This window comes from Candidatus Pelagibacter sp. HIMB1509 (assembly GCF_052047855.1).
Classification (GTDB): domain Bacteria; phylum Pseudomonadota; class Alphaproteobacteria; order Pelagibacterales; family Pelagibacteraceae; genus Pelagibacter.
On record NZ_JBNAIU010000001.1, the window covers coordinates 530,629 to 545,049 of the forward strand.

Genomic DNA, 14,421 nt, shown 5'->3' on the forward strand with positions numbered 1-14,421 from the left:
AGATTATCACCCAAAATGAATAATCTTAAATTTATTGCTAGTTTTTTTAAAAAATTCAGTAAATTTATTAATAATCTATTAGAGAAAAATTTAAACAAGTTAAATGTTGATAATTTTAAAAGTTTATTAATTAATAATAAAATACTTTTATCTATTGTCGCACTAATTATTTTATTTTTATCATATCTTTCATTTCCAAATATTCACAATGAAGAAGAGGTAGCTTCAGAAATTAAAAAAAATTTAAAAAACAAATTAAACCTAGAGTTTAATTTCCAAGAAGATTTAGATTATAAATTTTTACCAAGACCTCATTTTATTTCAAATAATTCCTCAATTAATTTTAAAGAGGATAAAATTACAGACATAAAAAAAGTTAAAGTTTATGTATCTTTGGAAAATTTGTTTTCTTTAAAAAACATCAAATTAAATCATGTCATCTTGGAAGAAGCAAATTTTAATTTAAACAAAGAAAATTATAATTTTTTTTATAATCTATTAGATGGTAATTTTAATGATTTCAAATTTGAAATATTAAAAAGTAATGTTTTTTATAGAAGCTTAGAAAATGAAGTTTTATTTATTAACAATATCAAAAACGCAAAATATTATTTCGATCCTAAAGAAATTAAAAACATGCTTGAAGCAAACAATGAGATTTTTAATTTGCCTTATTCAATTAAAATTTTTAATGATAAAATTGAAAAAAAAATATATTCTACAATAAATATAGAAAGTTTAAGACTTAAAATAGACAATCAAACTTCATATGGTGATAAAAATTATTCAGGTTTTTCAGAATTAAATTTAATAAACTCAAAAAGTTTATTTGAGTATCAATTAAATGATAATTCGTTTGAGTTTAAATTATTTGATAAAATACAAAATCCTGAGTTTTCTTATGAAGGTAAATTTAATTTTAAGCCATTTTATTCAAATATAACAGGTAATACAAATAAACTTGATTTTACACCATTATTTTCATCAAATGCAATTATTAAAGAGCTTTTAAAAACTGAAATTTTAAATAATAAAAATATTGATTTTAATTTAATCGTTGCTGGAAATAATATTAAAGAATTTGATGATTTTAAAAATGTTTTGTTAAAATCTAAAATTCAAGAAGGTTTAGTTGATATTGATCAATCTAAAATAACTTGGAAAAATAATATTGATTTTGAGTTTTTAGATAGCTTAATTTTTGTAAAAGAAGGAAAATTAATTTTAGATTCTAATGTTGAAATTAGTATAAATAATTCAAATGAACTTTATAAGTTCTTACTTACCCCAAAAAATTTAAGAAAAAAAATTAGCAAAGTTGATGTCAACTTCACTTATTTGTTTGATGAAAAAAATATCAAAATTAAGAGTATCAGGATAGACGGAAAAACACTTGAAAAATCTAAATATTCTTTTGAAGATATTTTGCTTAAAGAAAATAACTTACAAAATAAAATTTATTTCAAAAATTTATTAAATGAATTAATAAAAAATTATGAAGGATAAATCATTTTCTTAGGATCAACAATTCTTTCATAGTCTTTTTCACTAATTAATCCTGTTTTTAACGTTTCATGTTTCAGTGTTGTATTATTCTTTAAGGCTCTTTTGGCTATTTTTGCAGCATTATCATAGCCAATATGTGGAGCCAAAGCTGTTACTAACATTAAAGAATTATCTAAATGCTCTTTTATTCTCTTTTTATTAGCTTTAATTCCTTTAACACAATAAAGCGCAAAATTTTTTGTACTGTCTGCCAATAAGTCAATAGATTGCAAAATGTTATGGGCAATTAGTGGCTTAAATACATTTAATTCAAAATGACCATGCGATCCTGCCATAGTAATCCCATTGTGATTGCCAATTACGTTTGCACATACCATTGTAACTGCTTCACACTGAGTTGGATTTACTTTTCCAGGCATTATTGATGAACCAGGTTCATTTTCAGGTAATATTAGTTCTCCGTATCCAGCTCGAGGTCCAGATCCTAAAAATCTGATATCATTTGAAATTTTCATTAATGCAACAGCACATGTATTCAATGTTCCTGAGAAATTTACTATTGCATCATGTGCTGCAAGTTCAGCAAATTTATTTGGCGCAGGTTTAAATTTTATTTTAGTAAATTTTGAAATTTCTTTAACAATTTTTTTATCAAAATTTTTTTTTGAGTTTATTCCTGTTCCAACAGCTGTTCCACCTTGAGCTAAAAATAGAATTTCTTTTAATGCGTATTCGATTCTTTCAATACATTTTTTTAATTGAGCATGATATCCTGAAAACTCTTGACCAAGAGACAAAGGAGTTGCATCTTGAAGATGAGTTCTACCAATTTTAACTATTTTTTTAAATTCTATAGATTTCTTCTTTAATTCTTTTTCTAAGATTTTTAAACTTGGCAACATTTTAGAAAATGTTTGTGTCGCTACAGAAATATGCATTGCAGTTGGAAAAACATCATTAGTAGATTGAGATTTGTTTACATGATCATTTGGGTGTACAGGTTTTTTAGTTCCTTTCTTTCCCCCTAAAATTTCAATAGCTCTATTGGCAATTACCTCGTTCACATTCATGTTTGTTTGAGTTCCAGAGCCTGTTTGCCAAACTTTCAAAGGAAAATTTTCATCTAATTTTCCTTTAATCACTTCGTCTGAAGCTTTGACAATTGCTTTTGAGATCTTACCACTAATTAATTTATCTTTAGCATGAACTATAGCTGCTGATCTTTTAATAATAGCAATAGATTTTATTATTGAGATATTTACTAAAATTTTACCAATGTTAAAAAATTTATTTGATCTTTGAGTTGATGCACCCCAATATTTGTCATTGGGTACATTTATACTTCCTATACTGTCAAATTCTTTTCTTAATTTCATTGATTAATTTTTAAGTACAAATAATTATATTCATACAATAAATTTTAAAAAACTTACAGGAGCAATATGTCGAATTTTAGTAAAGTTGGAACTTTTATGAAAACTTTTGGTCAAGATGTTAAAACTAAGCCATCTTTTAGTACTGATAAGATAAATAAATTAAGAATAGATCTAATTAAAGAGGAGTTAGATGAGCTTACTGAAGCTATGAATAATAAAGATTTATTAGAAGTTGCTGATGCACTTACAGATATATTGTATGTAACATACGGAGCAGGTCACGCTTTTGGAATAGATTTAGATAAATGTTTTGAAGAAGTTCAAAACTCGAATATGAGCAAATTAGATGAAAATGGAAAACCTATTTATAATGAAGCTGGAAAAGTTATGAAAGGTCCTAATTATTTTAAACCAGATCTAACTAAGTTTGTGAGTTAAATTTCTAGCTTAAAGTCAACTGCTGTAGCACTATGAGTAATACTTCCTACAGAAATTCTATTTACACCAGTTGAAGCAATCGCTTTAACAGTTTTCAAATTAACATTTCCAGAGGCTTCTGTTTCGTAATACTTTTTAGCAATTTTAACTGCATTTCTTAAATTTTTCATATTCATATTATCTAGTAGAATAGTGTTAAACTTTAATCCTAAAATTGATTTAAGTTGATCAATTGTATCAACTTCAACCGTAATTTTTTTTCCTTTTTTATATTTAATTGCTTTAATAACTAAAGTTTTTAAATCTGAACTTCCGATGTGATTATCTTTAATTAAGTATTCGTCACTTAAGTTAAATCTATGATTTGTGCCACCTCCTAATTTCACAGCATACTTTTGGATCACTCTAAGGTTTGGAATTGTTTTTCTTGTACAACAAATTTTAGTTTTTTTTCCAGCTAATCTTACAAATTCATTCGTCATAGTTGCTATACCAGAAATATGAGATAAAAAATTTAGAGCAACTCTTTCAGCAATTAAAATATTTTTTGCCTTACCTTTAATCAAAGCAACTATGGAACCTTTTTTAATTCTTGAGCCATCTTTTTTTTTGATAATAAATTTTATTTTATTATCTATTAATGAAAAAGTTTGCTTAGCAAACAATAATCCAGCAACTATTGCATTTTGATTTGATAATAACTTTACAGTTACGATTTTATCTTTGTCAATTAAGGCTGAAGTGATATCTCCTGAAGGATACAGATCTTCGTTTAGAGCTAACTTAACAGTATTTTTTATAAATTCTTTGCTTAATTTAATTTTTGACACTTAATTATCTGCCAATAGCTGCCATTCTCTCTACAGATATTCTCGCTTTTTCTATTGTTTCTTTGTCCATAATGATTTCGCCAGTTTCATTTTCCAAACAATCTAAAATTTTAGGTAAAGTAATTTTTTTCATATGCGGACACATATTGCATGGTTTAACAAAATCTACATTTGGATTTTCTATTTGAATGTTGTCACTCATTGAACATTCAGTAACCATCATTACTTTTTTTGGTTGATTATCTTTTACATATTTAATCATTCCAGAAGTCGATCCTGCAAAATCACTTGCCCCGATTACATCTGGTGGACACTCTGGATGAGCAATAATTTTTATTCCAGGATTGTTTTTTCTAATATCTTCAATTTCTTTTTTATTAAACTGGTCGTGTACTATACAAATTCCTTTCCAGGATATAATTTCTACATCTGTCTGAGATGCAACGTACTTTGCAAGGTAATCATCGGGTAAAAATATCACTTTTTTAACACCAAGTGATTTAACAATTTTCACTGCATTTGCTGATGTACAACAAACATCTGTTTCAGCTTTTACTTCAGCTGAAGTATTTACATATGATACCACAGGAACACCTGGGTACTTCTCTTTTAGTAATCTAACATCTTTACCAGTAATTGAGGATGATAAAGAACAGCCAGCATCCATATCAGGTAAAATTACCTTTTTATTAGGGCTCATTAATTTTGCAGTTTCAGCCATAAAATGAACTCCAGCCATTAAAATTATATCTGCTGAAGTTTTTGATGCTTCTATAGCTAGCGCAAGTGAGTCTGCAGAGAAATCAGCAACACCATGATAAATTTCTGGTGTTTGATAGTTGTGAGCTAAAATAACTGCGTTCTTTTCTTTTTTTAATTTATTAATTTTATGTATGTACGGTGCGTGCACTGACCATTCTATCTCAGGCATCACCTTTGAAATTTTTTGGTAAATTGGATCTGTTGCTTTACGTACTTCTTGTGTAAATTCCATGAAGTTTTTTACCAATTTGAAACATACTTGTCATTCATTTATTATGAGACATATCGCGGTCGTGCTGAAATTGGTAGACAGGCACGGTTGAGGGCCGTGTGGACTAAGTCCATGAGAGTTCGAGTCTCTCCGACCGCACCAAATTTCAATTTTAACTAATCCATTCAGGTTTTTTTATACTTATTGAAGCTTCTTTAGTTTTAAATTCAAGTTTTTCATCAAAGTTTTCATCTAAAAATTTGATTAAAGCAAAGGGGTAATCATTATCTATTAACACTTTACCTATTTCATTTTCATTATTAAAAATACTTTCTCCTTCATTTAATTTTCCATTAATTATCTTTATGGGCATCAATCTTTTTGAAAGTTTATTTTTTAATTTAATTCTAGCCGTATTTTCTTGGCCTACGTAACAACCTTTTTTAAAATCAATTCCATTTAGTTCTTCAAAATTACATTCAATACCAAACAATTTATCTTGTAATTTGTTCAAATCTTTTGGTACTATTCCTAGTTTATGACTTAAAGAGTAGTATTCGTTTACATTGGCATCTTGAAGATCTAATTTTTTTAAGGATAAATAAAGTTTTTCTAAATTAATTATTAATCTTGCTCCTAATTGTTTATTTCTTGGATCTAGAAAAATAGGATCTTCTCTATATTTAATAGTAAATCCTGATTGATCTTTTGCTTCATCAAATTTCAAAAATTTTTCATGAGAAAAAGCAGCAACAACGAATTCATTACTTAGGTTAAGTATTTCAATTTTAGATCTTAGCTTATAAAGAGATAACTGCTTAAATAGTCCATCTGCTTGATATTTTTCACAATCTAAAAGATAACCTGATTTATGTTTTACAATTATAAATTCATATAAAAATTTTCCTTGTGGAGTTAATAAAGATGTAAAACAACTATTATGTTCGCTTACTTTATTAATGTCATTACTTATTAGATTTTGCAGAAAACCTTTTGCATCCTCACCATTTATATAAAGAATTGATCTATCTTCTAAGATGTAAACATTTTTGATATTCATATTTGATTAAGTTATTATTTTAATATAATAACTTTTTTTTCAAATGTTAGATCTTATAATCAAAAATGGACAATGTTACATCGATGATGAATTAAAAGATGTCGATGTTGCGATAAAAGATGGAAAAATTCAAAAGATTGGTCAAATTTCAGATGAAGCAAAAGAGACAATTAATGCTGAAGGTCAAACAGTTTTACCTGGTTGTATAGATACCCAAACACATTTTAGAGAACCTGGATCAACTGATACTGAAGATCTTCATTCAGGAAGTAGGGCGGCAATAGCAGGTGGGATCACTAGTGTATTTGAAATGCCTAATACTAATCCTCCAACTTCAAACATGAAAGAGTTTCAAAGAAAACTAGATCTTGCTAAAAATAGAATGTACTGCAATTACGCTTTTTACTTTGGTGCAACTGCTGATAATGCAGATGACTTAGCTAGTTTAAAAGATTTAGAAGGATGTTGTGGAATTAAGCTTTTTGCTGGCTCTTCGACTGGTAATTTATTGGTGGCTGAAGAAGATGATATAGATAAAGTTTTTCGAAACGCTTCCAAAGTTGTTGCAGTGCATTCCGAAGATGAAGCGATATTAAAAATTAATAAAAAATTAATTAAAGAGGGCGATGTTCATACTCATCCAGTCTGGAGAAGTGCAGAGTGTGCAATAGCATCAACAAGAAGAATTGTTAGAATTGCAGAAAAACATAAGAAAAAAGCTCATGTTCTTCACATAACAACTAAAGAAGAAATTGATTTTCTATCTCAGCATAAGGGAAACATTACTTTTGAGATAACTCCTCAGCATTTAACTCTTTATGCTCCAGATTGTTATGACAAACTTGGAACATATGCTCAGATGAACCCACCATTAAGAGACAAATCTCATTATGATAGATTATGGTATGGGGTAAGAAATAACTTCAATGATACTATTGGTTCTGACCATGCGCCTCATTTAAAAGAAAACAAAGATAAAGTTTATCCAAATACTCCTTCTGGGATGCCGGGTGTCCAAACTTTAATGCCTGTGATGCTAAATCATATCAATGATGGAAAGCTTAGTTTAAATCAATTGATGAATTTTGTTTGTGAAAATCCTGTTAAAATTTTTGGTATTAAAAATAAAGGGTTTATTAAAGAAGGATATGATGCTGACTTTACTATTGTTGATATGAATAAAACAATTGAAATTAAAAATGAAAATATTGAGAGCAAATGTAAATGGTCTCCTTTCAATGGATTTAAATTTAAAGGAACACCTACACATACTATCATTGCAGGAAAAGTTAAAATGCAAGAAGGTAAAATTTTAGGAGATCCAGAAGGAACTCCTTTACAATTTAGTTAAGCTTAACTGTAAAACTATTTACTAGAATTACACCTAATACAATTAAAAATAATCCTAAGATTGCTTGCCAAGCTAAAGTTTGTTTAAAAAATATATATCCCAGTATAGCAATTGTAAAAATTCCTAAACCACTCCATGTAGCATAAACAATTGCAATTGGAAGTTTGTTTACAACAAAAGTTAATAAGTAAAATGCACAAAGATAAAAAATTGATAAACCAACAGTAGGTATAACTTTAGTAAAGTTTTGAGAAACTGGTAGCAGCATTGTTCCAGCAACTTCACAAAAAATTGCAGCAATTAAAAATATATAAGTTTTAACCATTATTTAAAATTTTATGTTTTACTAAATCTTCTTTTATTTCATTTAGTATTGCTGGATCATCTATTGTTGGTGGAATTTTATATTCAACACCATCTGCAATTTTTCTTATTGTTCCTCTTAAAATTTTTCCTGATCTAGTTTTTGGTAATCTTTTAATAACAATAACAGTCTTAAACGCAGCAACAGGGCCAATTTTATCTCTCACCATTTGTACACATTCTTTTGATATAGTTTCATTATCTTTTTCAACACCTGATTTTAATACTACCAAACCAATTGGTAATTGGCCTTTTAATTTGTCTGCAATTCCGAGTACCGCACATTCAGCTACTGATTGATGTTCTGATAAAACTTCTTCTATTGCACCAGTAGATAATCTGTGACCTGCAACATTTATAATGTCATCAGTTCTAGACATAATCCAAATGTAACCATCATCATCAATGTGACCTGCATCATATGTTTGATAATAGCCTTCATAATTAGACATATAGTTTTCTTTGTATCTTTGATCAGCATTCCATAGAGTAGGGAATGTCCCAGGAGGTAAAGGTAGTTTTACAACAATATCTCCCATTTCATTTGGTTTAGCTAAAGATTGATCTGGTTTAATGATTTTAACATCGTATCCAGGAACAGCCTTGCAAGCTGAGCCATATTTGGTCTCCATCATTTCAATTCCAGTACAATTTGAGCTGATTGCCCAGCTAGTTTCAGTTTGCCACCAGTGATCAATTACTGGTACTTTTAATAAATTTTCAGCCCACTTGATAGTATCTGGATCTGCTCTTTCTCCAGCAAGGAACAAGCTCTCAAAACTAGATAAATCATATTTTGAGAAAAATTTACCCTCTGGATCTTCTTTTTTAATAGCTCTGAATGCAGTTGGTGCAGTGAATAATGATTTTACTTTATAATCTGAAATGATTTTCCAGAAAGCACCAGCATCTGGAGTTCCAACAGGTTTTCCTTCAAATAAAACTGTAGCACATCCTTTGAACAATGGAGCATAAACAATATAAGAGTGTCCAACAATCCAACCAATATCACTTGCGGACCACCAAATATCATCTGTATCAATATTGTAGATATTCTTCATAGTCCATTTAAGAGCAACGATATGGCCACCAGTATCTCTTACAATTCCTTTTGGCGTTCCAGTTGTTCCAGATGTATAAAGAATGTAAGCAAACTCATTTGAATTCATCTCAATACAATCAGCATCTTTTGCATTTGAGAATGCTTCTTCCCAACTTATCTCTGTTGGAGCATTTAATTTGACTTCGTTTCCTGGTCTTTGGAACAAAATCATCTTTTCAATTTTATGATTAGCTATTTTTATAGCCTCATCTACTAGAGGCTTATATTCAACTGTCCTTCCAGGCTCAAAACCGCATGAAGCCGTTACTAACAACTTTGCTTTACTGTCATCTATTCTGCTTGCTAGTTCATTTGAGGCAAATCCACCAAAGACAACTGAGTGTATTGCTCCAATTCTAGCACAAGCAAGCATAGCAATTACCGCCTCAGGGATCATTGGCATGTAAATGATTACTCTATCTCCTTTATTTACACCTTGCTGTTTTAAAGCACCTGCAAATCTTGATACTTTTGCTCTAAGTTCCTCATAAGTGAACTTCGATTTGTTGCTTGTAATAGGACTATCGTAGATTAAAGCTGTTTTTTGTCCTCTTCCTTGGTCAATGTGAATGTCTAGAGCATTATAACAAGTGTTAGTAACACCATCTTCGAACCATTTATAGAAAGGAGGATTAGATTTATTTAAAATTTTTGTCGGTTTTTTAAACCAAAAGATGTCTTCACTTGCTTCTTGCCAAAATTTTTCAGGTTTTTTTATAGAATTTTCGTAAATACTTTGAAATTTTTTTGACATTCTAATTTGATTCGATTTTCGTTATTTTTTTGGTTTTTAACTTATAAATTGTATTTAATTTTAAAAATTCAGTAAAATCAATGCAAATTAATGACAATTAAGTCTTCATAAAACTAATTTAATTTGCTATTTAACCCCAACTTTGGCTTAGGGTTACTTAAGTCTAGTTTATATAAACTAAACAAATAAAAACTAACGAAGAGGGAGTTTTTTATGAAAAAACTTAAATTGTTTGCTCTTACAGTTGTTGCTCTTATGGGTGTAACTGGTGTTGCAAACGCTGAAACAGCTATGCTGGCTCAAGACGATTTCGTAGGTATTTCGTTTTGGTTAGTATCTATGGCTTGTTTAGCTGCTACTGTATTCTTTTTCTTAGAAAGAAGTTCAGTTCCAGCTGGATGGAGAGTTTCAATGACAGTTGCTGGTCTAGTAACTGGTATTGCATTCGTACACTACATGTACATGAGAGATGTATGGATCGCTACTGGTGACTCACCAACTGTATACAGATACATTGACTGGTTAATTACAGTGCCACTATTGATGTTAGAATTCTATTTTGTTCTATCAGCAGTAAACAAATCAGACTCTGGAATTTTCTGGAGACTAATGATTGGTACATTGGTAATGCTAGTAGGTGGATACTTAGGAGAAGCTGGATACATCAACGCTACACTTGGTTTCATAATCGGTATGGCTGGTTGGGTATACATCTTATATGAAGTATTCTCTGGTGAAGCAGGTAAGAGAGCAGCGAAAAGTGGTAACAAAGCACTTGTAACTGCTTTTGGTGCAATGAGAATGATCGTTACTGTAGGTTGGGCGATCTACCCATTAGGTTACATTTTTGGTTACTTAACAGGTGGTGTAGATGCTAACTCACTAAACGTGATTTACAACGCAGCTGACTTCTTGAACAAGATCGCTTTTGGTCTGATCATTTGGGCAGCAGCTATGCAACAACCTGGTAGAGCTAAGTAGTAGTTTTACTTAAAATTTAAGAAAGGGCAGGTACAATTTTGTACTTGCCCTTTTTTTTTGCCTTATGTAAAATTATGTATAGTTATTATACATACTTTTAATTATGGATGTAAAACTCGAAAAATGGCACAAATGCCAAGTTGATATGGAGGTTCTTAAAGAACTTTCAAAAAAATCTGATATCAAAGGACTACAACATGTTTCAGTTTTTTTTGGATTGTTATTAGTTACAGGAACTTTAGCATATATAACTTGGGGTACATGGTGGTCTGCTTTTTGGTTTTTAGTTTACGGAAACATTTATGGTTTTTCAAATCCATTGTGGCATGAGACAGGTCACAAAACTGCGTTTAAATCAAAATCTTTAAATGAATTTTTTTACTATATCTCTTCTTATCTTTCTAATTTTGAACCACTAAGATGGAGATACACACACTTTGTTCATCATGGAAATACATATTCAACAGAAAATCCATTTGATCACGAAATTGAATATGGAAATAATTTAAAAGAAACACCTAAAAATTTAATAATGAATTTAATTCCTTTTATGGAACTTATTTATTTTAAAAAAAGTATTGCTTACGAAATTATTCAACATGCATTGGGTGTAAAAACAAAAGTAATGCAAGACTGTATTCCTGAAAATGCACAATCAAAAGTTATTTTTAATTCTAGAGTTTTTGTTGCAATTTGGATTGCAATTATTTTTTGGTCTCTAATTGTATCATCTTGGTTACCGGTATTGTTTTTTTTATTACCAAAATTTTATGGAAGAACTTTACATAAACTAGTTTCTTTTACTCAACATGCTGGATTAGCAAGGAATATTAAAGATCATAGGTACACAACAAGAGAAATGTATTTAAATCCAATTTTAAGCTTTTTATATTGGAAAATGGAATATCATGTAACTCATCACATGTTTCCAACGGTTCCATCTTATAACTTAGATAAACTTCATCATCATATTAAAGATCAGTTACCAAGAACGAATGATGGTTTGATTGATGCCTACAAAGAAATTTTACCAGCTATAATGAAACAAACAGAAGACACTAGCTATTTTTTTAAAAAGGAAGTACCAGAACCTCAAAATGCATAAATCTTGTTAAGTATGTTTTTACTTACTTGCTCAATTTAGATAAGAACTTATATATAACGCATGGCAAAAATTACTTACCATACACACGATAGCAAAACTCACACCATTGATGTTCAAAATGGTTTAACAGTGATGGAAGGCGCTGTTCAAAATGATATTCCAGGAATTGATGCAGATTGTGGAGGTGGCATGGCATGTGCTACTTGTCATGTTTATGTCAAAGAAGATTGGTTAGATAAACTTCCAGCTAAAGAAGATGGTGAAGAGGATATGTTAGATATGGCATATGAACCTAAACAAAATAGCAGATTAAGTTGCCAATTAATTGTTTCAGATGAATTAGATGGATTAGAAGTTACTATTCCAGAAAAGCAAGCTTAGATGAATAAAACAGATGTGTTAATTATTGGAGCAGGACCAACGGGTTTGTTCTGTGCTCATCAACTTGGAATTATAGGACTTCAATGTGAAATAGTTGATAATCTCGATAAAGCAGGAGGGCAGTGTATAGAACTTTATCCTGATAAACCTATTTATGATATCCCAGCTGTACCAGAATGCACTGGAGAAGAATTAACAAATAATCTCCTTCAACAAATAAATCCTTTTAATATAAAATTTCATCTAAACGAAAGAGTTGAAGAACTAAAAAAAGTTGAAAATCGTTGGCATGTCAAAACAAGTGGAAACCAAGAATTTGATGTAGCTGCAATTATTATTGCTGGAGGAGTTGGATCTTTTGAACCAAGAAAATTTCCAGTAAAAGAATGTGAAAAATTTGAAGGATCTTCTTTATTTTATTCAATAAAAGATAAAACAATTTTTAAGGACAAAACTATATCAATATTTGGTGGAGGAGACTCAGCTCTAGATTGGGCAATTGAATTATCGAATACATCTAAAGTAAATTTAATTCACAGACGTGATGGATTTAGTGGAGCTGAATCTAGTGTTCAAAAAGTAAAAGAACTTAACGATCAGGGAAAATTAAATCTATATACCAAATATCAAATCGACTCTGTTAGTGGAGATAATCAAATTAGTACTGTGAAAATAAAACATGATGAAGGAGAAATTAAAGAATTACAATCTGATTATGTTCTTGGTTTTTTTGGATTAATTATGCAACTTGGCCCTATTTTAAATTGGGGATTAAACATCAATAAAAAAACAGTTGAAGTAAATACAGAAAATTTTGAAACAAATGTTGATGGTATATTTGCTATAGGCGATATTTGTTCTTACCCAGGTAAATTAAAATTAATTCTTTCAGGTTTTCACGAAGGAGCTCTTGCTGCAAGAGGTTGTTTTAAGTATGCAAGACCAGATGAAAAATTAAGATTTGAATTCTCTACTACATCAAAAGCTGCTCAAGAGAGACTTGGTGTAAAAAAATGATAGAATTATTTTCTGCTAATACTCCAAATGGCTGGAAGATAGGTATTATGCTAGAAGAAATTGGTTATGAATACAAAGTAACCAAGATTGACATAAGAAATGATGAACAATTTAATCCAGATTTTTTAAAGATAAGTCCATTTGGTAAAATTCCTGTAATTACTGATCATGAAAACAATAAAAGTATCTTCGAGTCAGGTGCAATATTGATGTACCTGGGTGAAAAAAGTGGAAAGTTTTATAACGAGGAAGATCGATTGGTAATTAATCAATGGCTAATGGCTCAAATGGGAACTATTGGTCCCATGATTGGTCAACACCATCAGTTTCATCATTATAATCCAGGAAAAAGTGAATTTGGTGAACAAAGATATTTTAAAATTGCTACAAGAATTTATGGAGAATTAGATACAAGATTAAAAGTTTCTAAGTTTTTAGCAGGGGATAATTATACTATAGCTGATATTGCAACATGGCCATGGTTAGCAAGACATGAATGGCATGATATTGGATTAAAAAATTACCAAAACTTATCTAGATGGTATCAAGAAATTTCTGAACGTGAAGCTGTTGTAAAAGGATATGCTTTTATGGATAAAGAGGCAAAAATTCCAAAGATTTAATTAATCATCCACATGAACTTTTTCTTCTTTTTCATGCTTTTCTTGTGCAGCGATTGTGTATTTAGCAACAGGTCTTGCCATTAATCTTTTTAAACCAATTGGTTCAGCTGTATCTAAACAATACCCATAAGTATCATCCATAATTCTTCTTAAAGCTTTGTCTATTTCAGAAATTAATTTAATTTGTCTATTAATTGCTTTCATCTCTACATTTTTATCGATGTATGAACTTGCCTGATCTACTAGATCAGCTGAAATATTGTTGTCATCCATACTTCCATTGTAAAGTGCTTCATTGTTTGATTTAATTAATTCTTTCTTCCATTCATTCAATCTCATTCTAAAAAATACTTTATGTTTTTCGCACATATATTTTTCAGTTTCTTTTGGAACGTAAGTTTTTGAAATTTTTATAGGAACTTTTTTAGCTGGAGAAGCCGTAGTTTTCTTTGGCTTACTTGCTATTTTAGCTTTTGGTTTAGAAACTTTTTTCTTTACTTTAGTAGTTTTAGGCATCGCTTAATTTTGAATGGCTGGAGTATATTCAGCAAAATAGGGGTG

The 14,421-nt window shown here is 29.7% G+C and carries 15 protein-coding genes and 1 tRNA gene; 9 read left to right on the plus strand and 7 right to left on the minus strand.

What is annotated here, in order from left to right; all coding sequences use genetic code 11:
- Window positions 1-15 precede the first annotated feature (15 nt).
- On the plus strand, window positions 16-1,506 hold the full coding sequence (locus ACTTBO_RS02730; RefSeq protein ID WP_440656287.1) for a hypothetical protein: 1,491 nt from the start codon (window positions 16-18) through the stop codon (window positions 1,504-1,506).
- Here ACTTBO_RS02730 and fumC read toward each other — a convergent pair.
- Entirely contained in the window at window positions 1,494-2,882 is a 1,389-nt protein-coding gene (fumC, locus tag ACTTBO_RS02735) for a class II fumarate hydratase (protein WP_440656289.1), read from the minus strand. The two genes, ACTTBO_RS02730 and fumC, sit on opposite strands and share 13 nt — an antisense overlap.
- A gap of 66 nt (window positions 2,883-2,948) precedes the next feature.
- On the opposite strand from fumC, the gene ACTTBO_RS02740 reads away from it, so the two are divergent.
- A complete protein-coding gene (locus tag ACTTBO_RS02740) occupies window positions 2,949-3,320 on the plus strand; it encodes a phosphoribosyl-ATP diphosphatase (protein ID WP_440656291.1) in 372 nt (123 codons plus the stop codon).
- Here ACTTBO_RS02740 and nadC read toward each other — a convergent pair.
- A complete protein-coding gene (gene nadC, locus ACTTBO_RS02745; protein WP_440656293.1) occupies window positions 3,317-4,150 on the minus strand; it encodes a carboxylating nicotinate-nucleotide diphosphorylase in 834 nt (277 codons plus the stop codon). The two genes, ACTTBO_RS02740 and nadC, sit on opposite strands and share 4 nt — an antisense overlap.
- 4 nt (window positions 4,151-4,154) lie before the next feature.
- Complete coding sequence (gene nadA, locus ACTTBO_RS02750) at window positions 4,155-5,144, minus strand: quinolinate synthase NadA (RefSeq protein ID WP_440656295.1); 990 nt, start codon at window positions 5,142-5,144, stop codon at window positions 4,155-4,157.
- A gap of 55 nt (window positions 5,145-5,199) precedes the next feature.
- On the opposite strand from nadA, the gene ACTTBO_RS02755 reads away from it, so the two are divergent.
- A tRNA-Leu gene (locus ACTTBO_RS02755) sits at window positions 5,200-5,285 on the plus strand.
- Window positions 5,286-5,295: 10 nt separating this feature from the next.
- On the opposite strand, the gene ygfZ is transcribed toward ACTTBO_RS02755, so the two are convergent.
- Entirely contained in the window at window positions 5,296-6,183 is an 888-nt protein-coding gene (gene ygfZ / locus ACTTBO_RS02760; protein WP_440656297.1) for a CAF17-like 4Fe-4S cluster assembly/insertion protein YgfZ, read from the minus strand.
- 43 nt (window positions 6,184-6,226) lie between these two features.
- On the opposite strand from ygfZ, the gene ACTTBO_RS02765 reads away from it, so the two are divergent.
- Window positions 6,227-7,534 (plus strand): dihydroorotase, encoded by a 1,308-nt coding sequence (locus ACTTBO_RS02765; protein WP_440656298.1) that lies wholly within the window; start codon window positions 6,227-6,229, stop codon window positions 7,532-7,534.
- Here the strand turns inward: ACTTBO_RS02765 and ACTTBO_RS02770 are convergent.
- On the minus strand, window positions 7,527-7,859 hold the full coding sequence (locus ACTTBO_RS02770) for a DMT family transporter (RefSeq protein WP_440656300.1): 333 nt from the start codon (window positions 7,857-7,859) through the stop codon (window positions 7,527-7,529). The genes ACTTBO_RS02765 and ACTTBO_RS02770 overlap by 8 nt on opposite strands.
- Window positions 7,852-9,753 (minus strand): propionyl-CoA synthetase, encoded by a 1,902-nt coding sequence (locus ACTTBO_RS02775; protein WP_440656302.1) that lies wholly within the window; start codon window positions 9,751-9,753, stop codon window positions 7,852-7,854. Before ACTTBO_RS02775 ends, ACTTBO_RS02770 begins: the two co-directional genes overlap by 8 nt.
- A gap of 213 nt (window positions 9,754-9,966) precedes the next feature.
- On the opposite strand from ACTTBO_RS02775, the gene ACTTBO_RS02780 reads away from it, so the two are divergent.
- The 5 genes from ACTTBO_RS02780 (at window position 9,967) to ACTTBO_RS02800 (ending at window position 13,860) form a co-directional block, all read left to right on the plus strand.
- Complete coding sequence (locus ACTTBO_RS02780; RefSeq protein ID WP_440613895.1) at window positions 9,967-10,734, plus strand: bacteriorhodopsin-like; 768 nt, start codon at window positions 9,967-9,969, stop codon at window positions 10,732-10,734.
- Window positions 10,735-10,837: 103 nt separating this feature from the next.
- The gene (locus tag ACTTBO_RS02785; protein ID WP_440656304.1) at window positions 10,838-11,839 is read left to right on the plus strand and encodes a fatty acid desaturase; all 1,002 of its coding nucleotides are present in this window, start codon (window positions 10,838-10,840) and stop codon (window positions 11,837-11,839) included.
- Window positions 11,840-11,899: 60 nt separating this feature from the next.
- Complete coding sequence (locus ACTTBO_RS02790) at window positions 11,900-12,220, plus strand: 2Fe-2S iron-sulfur cluster-binding protein (RefSeq protein WP_440656306.1); 321 nt, start codon at window positions 11,900-11,902, stop codon at window positions 12,218-12,220.
- Window positions 12,221-13,237, plus strand: a complete 1,017-nt coding sequence (locus ACTTBO_RS02795; RefSeq protein ID WP_440656308.1) for an NAD(P)/FAD-dependent oxidoreductase — start codon at window positions 12,221-12,223, stop codon at window positions 13,235-13,237.
- On the plus strand, window positions 13,234-13,860 hold the full coding sequence (locus tag ACTTBO_RS02800) for a glutathione S-transferase family protein (RefSeq protein ID WP_440656310.1): 627 nt from the start codon (window positions 13,234-13,236) through the stop codon (window positions 13,858-13,860). Before ACTTBO_RS02795 ends, ACTTBO_RS02800 begins: the two co-directional genes overlap by 4 nt.
- Here the strand turns inward: ACTTBO_RS02800 and ACTTBO_RS02805 are convergent, their stop codons facing one another.
- Window positions 13,861-14,376, minus strand: a complete 516-nt coding sequence (locus ACTTBO_RS02805) for a TraR/DksA family transcriptional regulator (protein ID WP_440656311.1) — start codon at window positions 14,374-14,376, stop codon at window positions 13,861-13,863. It abuts the gene before it with no gap.
- Window positions 14,377-14,421: the final 45 nt, after the last annotated feature.

Excerpts from the sequence above, each read along its gene's own strand:
- ACTTBO_RS02730 (WP_440656287.1), top strand. The coding sequence starts at position 16 with ATGAATAATCTTAAATTTATTGCTAGTTTTTTTAAAAAATTCAGTAAA.
- fumC (WP_440656289.1), bottom strand. The coding sequence starts at position 2,882 with ATGAAATTAAGAAAAGAATTTGACAGTATAGGAAGTATAAATGTACCC.
- ACTTBO_RS02740 (WP_440656291.1), top strand. The coding sequence starts at position 2,949 with ATGTCGAATTTTAGTAAAGTTGGAACTTTTATGAAAACTTTTGGTCAA.
- nadA (WP_440656295.1), bottom strand. The coding sequence starts at position 5,144 with ATGGAATTTACACAAGAAGTACGTAAAGCAACAGATCCAATTTACCAA.
- ygfZ (WP_440656297.1), bottom strand. The coding sequence starts at position 6,183 with ATGAATATCAAAAATGTTTACATCTTAGAAGATAGATCAATTCTTTAT.
- ACTTBO_RS02765 (WP_440656298.1), top strand. The coding sequence starts at position 6,227 with ATGTTAGATCTTATAATCAAAAATGGACAATGTTACATCGATGATGAA.
- ACTTBO_RS02770 (WP_440656300.1), bottom strand. The coding sequence starts at position 7,859 with ATGGTTAAAACTTATATATTTTTAATTGCTGCAATTTTTTGTGAAGTT.
- ACTTBO_RS02775 (WP_440656302.1), bottom strand. The coding sequence starts at position 9,753 with ATGTCAAAAAAATTTCAAAGTATTTACGAAAATTCTATAAAAAAACCT.
- ACTTBO_RS02780 (WP_440613895.1), top strand. The coding sequence starts at position 9,967 with ATGAAAAAACTTAAATTGTTTGCTCTTACAGTTGTTGCTCTTATGGGT.
- ACTTBO_RS02785 (WP_440656304.1), top strand. The coding sequence starts at position 10,838 with ATGGATGTAAAACTCGAAAAATGGCACAAATGCCAAGTTGATATGGAG.
- ACTTBO_RS02790 (WP_440656306.1), top strand. The coding sequence starts at position 11,900 with ATGGCAAAAATTACTTACCATACACACGATAGCAAAACTCACACCATT.
- ACTTBO_RS02795 (WP_440656308.1), top strand. The coding sequence starts at position 12,221 with ATGAATAAAACAGATGTGTTAATTATTGGAGCAGGACCAACGGGTTTG.
- ACTTBO_RS02800 (WP_440656310.1), top strand. The coding sequence starts at position 13,234 with ATGATAGAATTATTTTCTGCTAATACTCCAAATGGCTGGAAGATAGGT.
- ACTTBO_RS02805 (WP_440656311.1), bottom strand. The coding sequence starts at position 14,376 with ATGCCTAAAACTACTAAAGTAAAGAAAAAAGTTTCTAAACCAAAAGCT.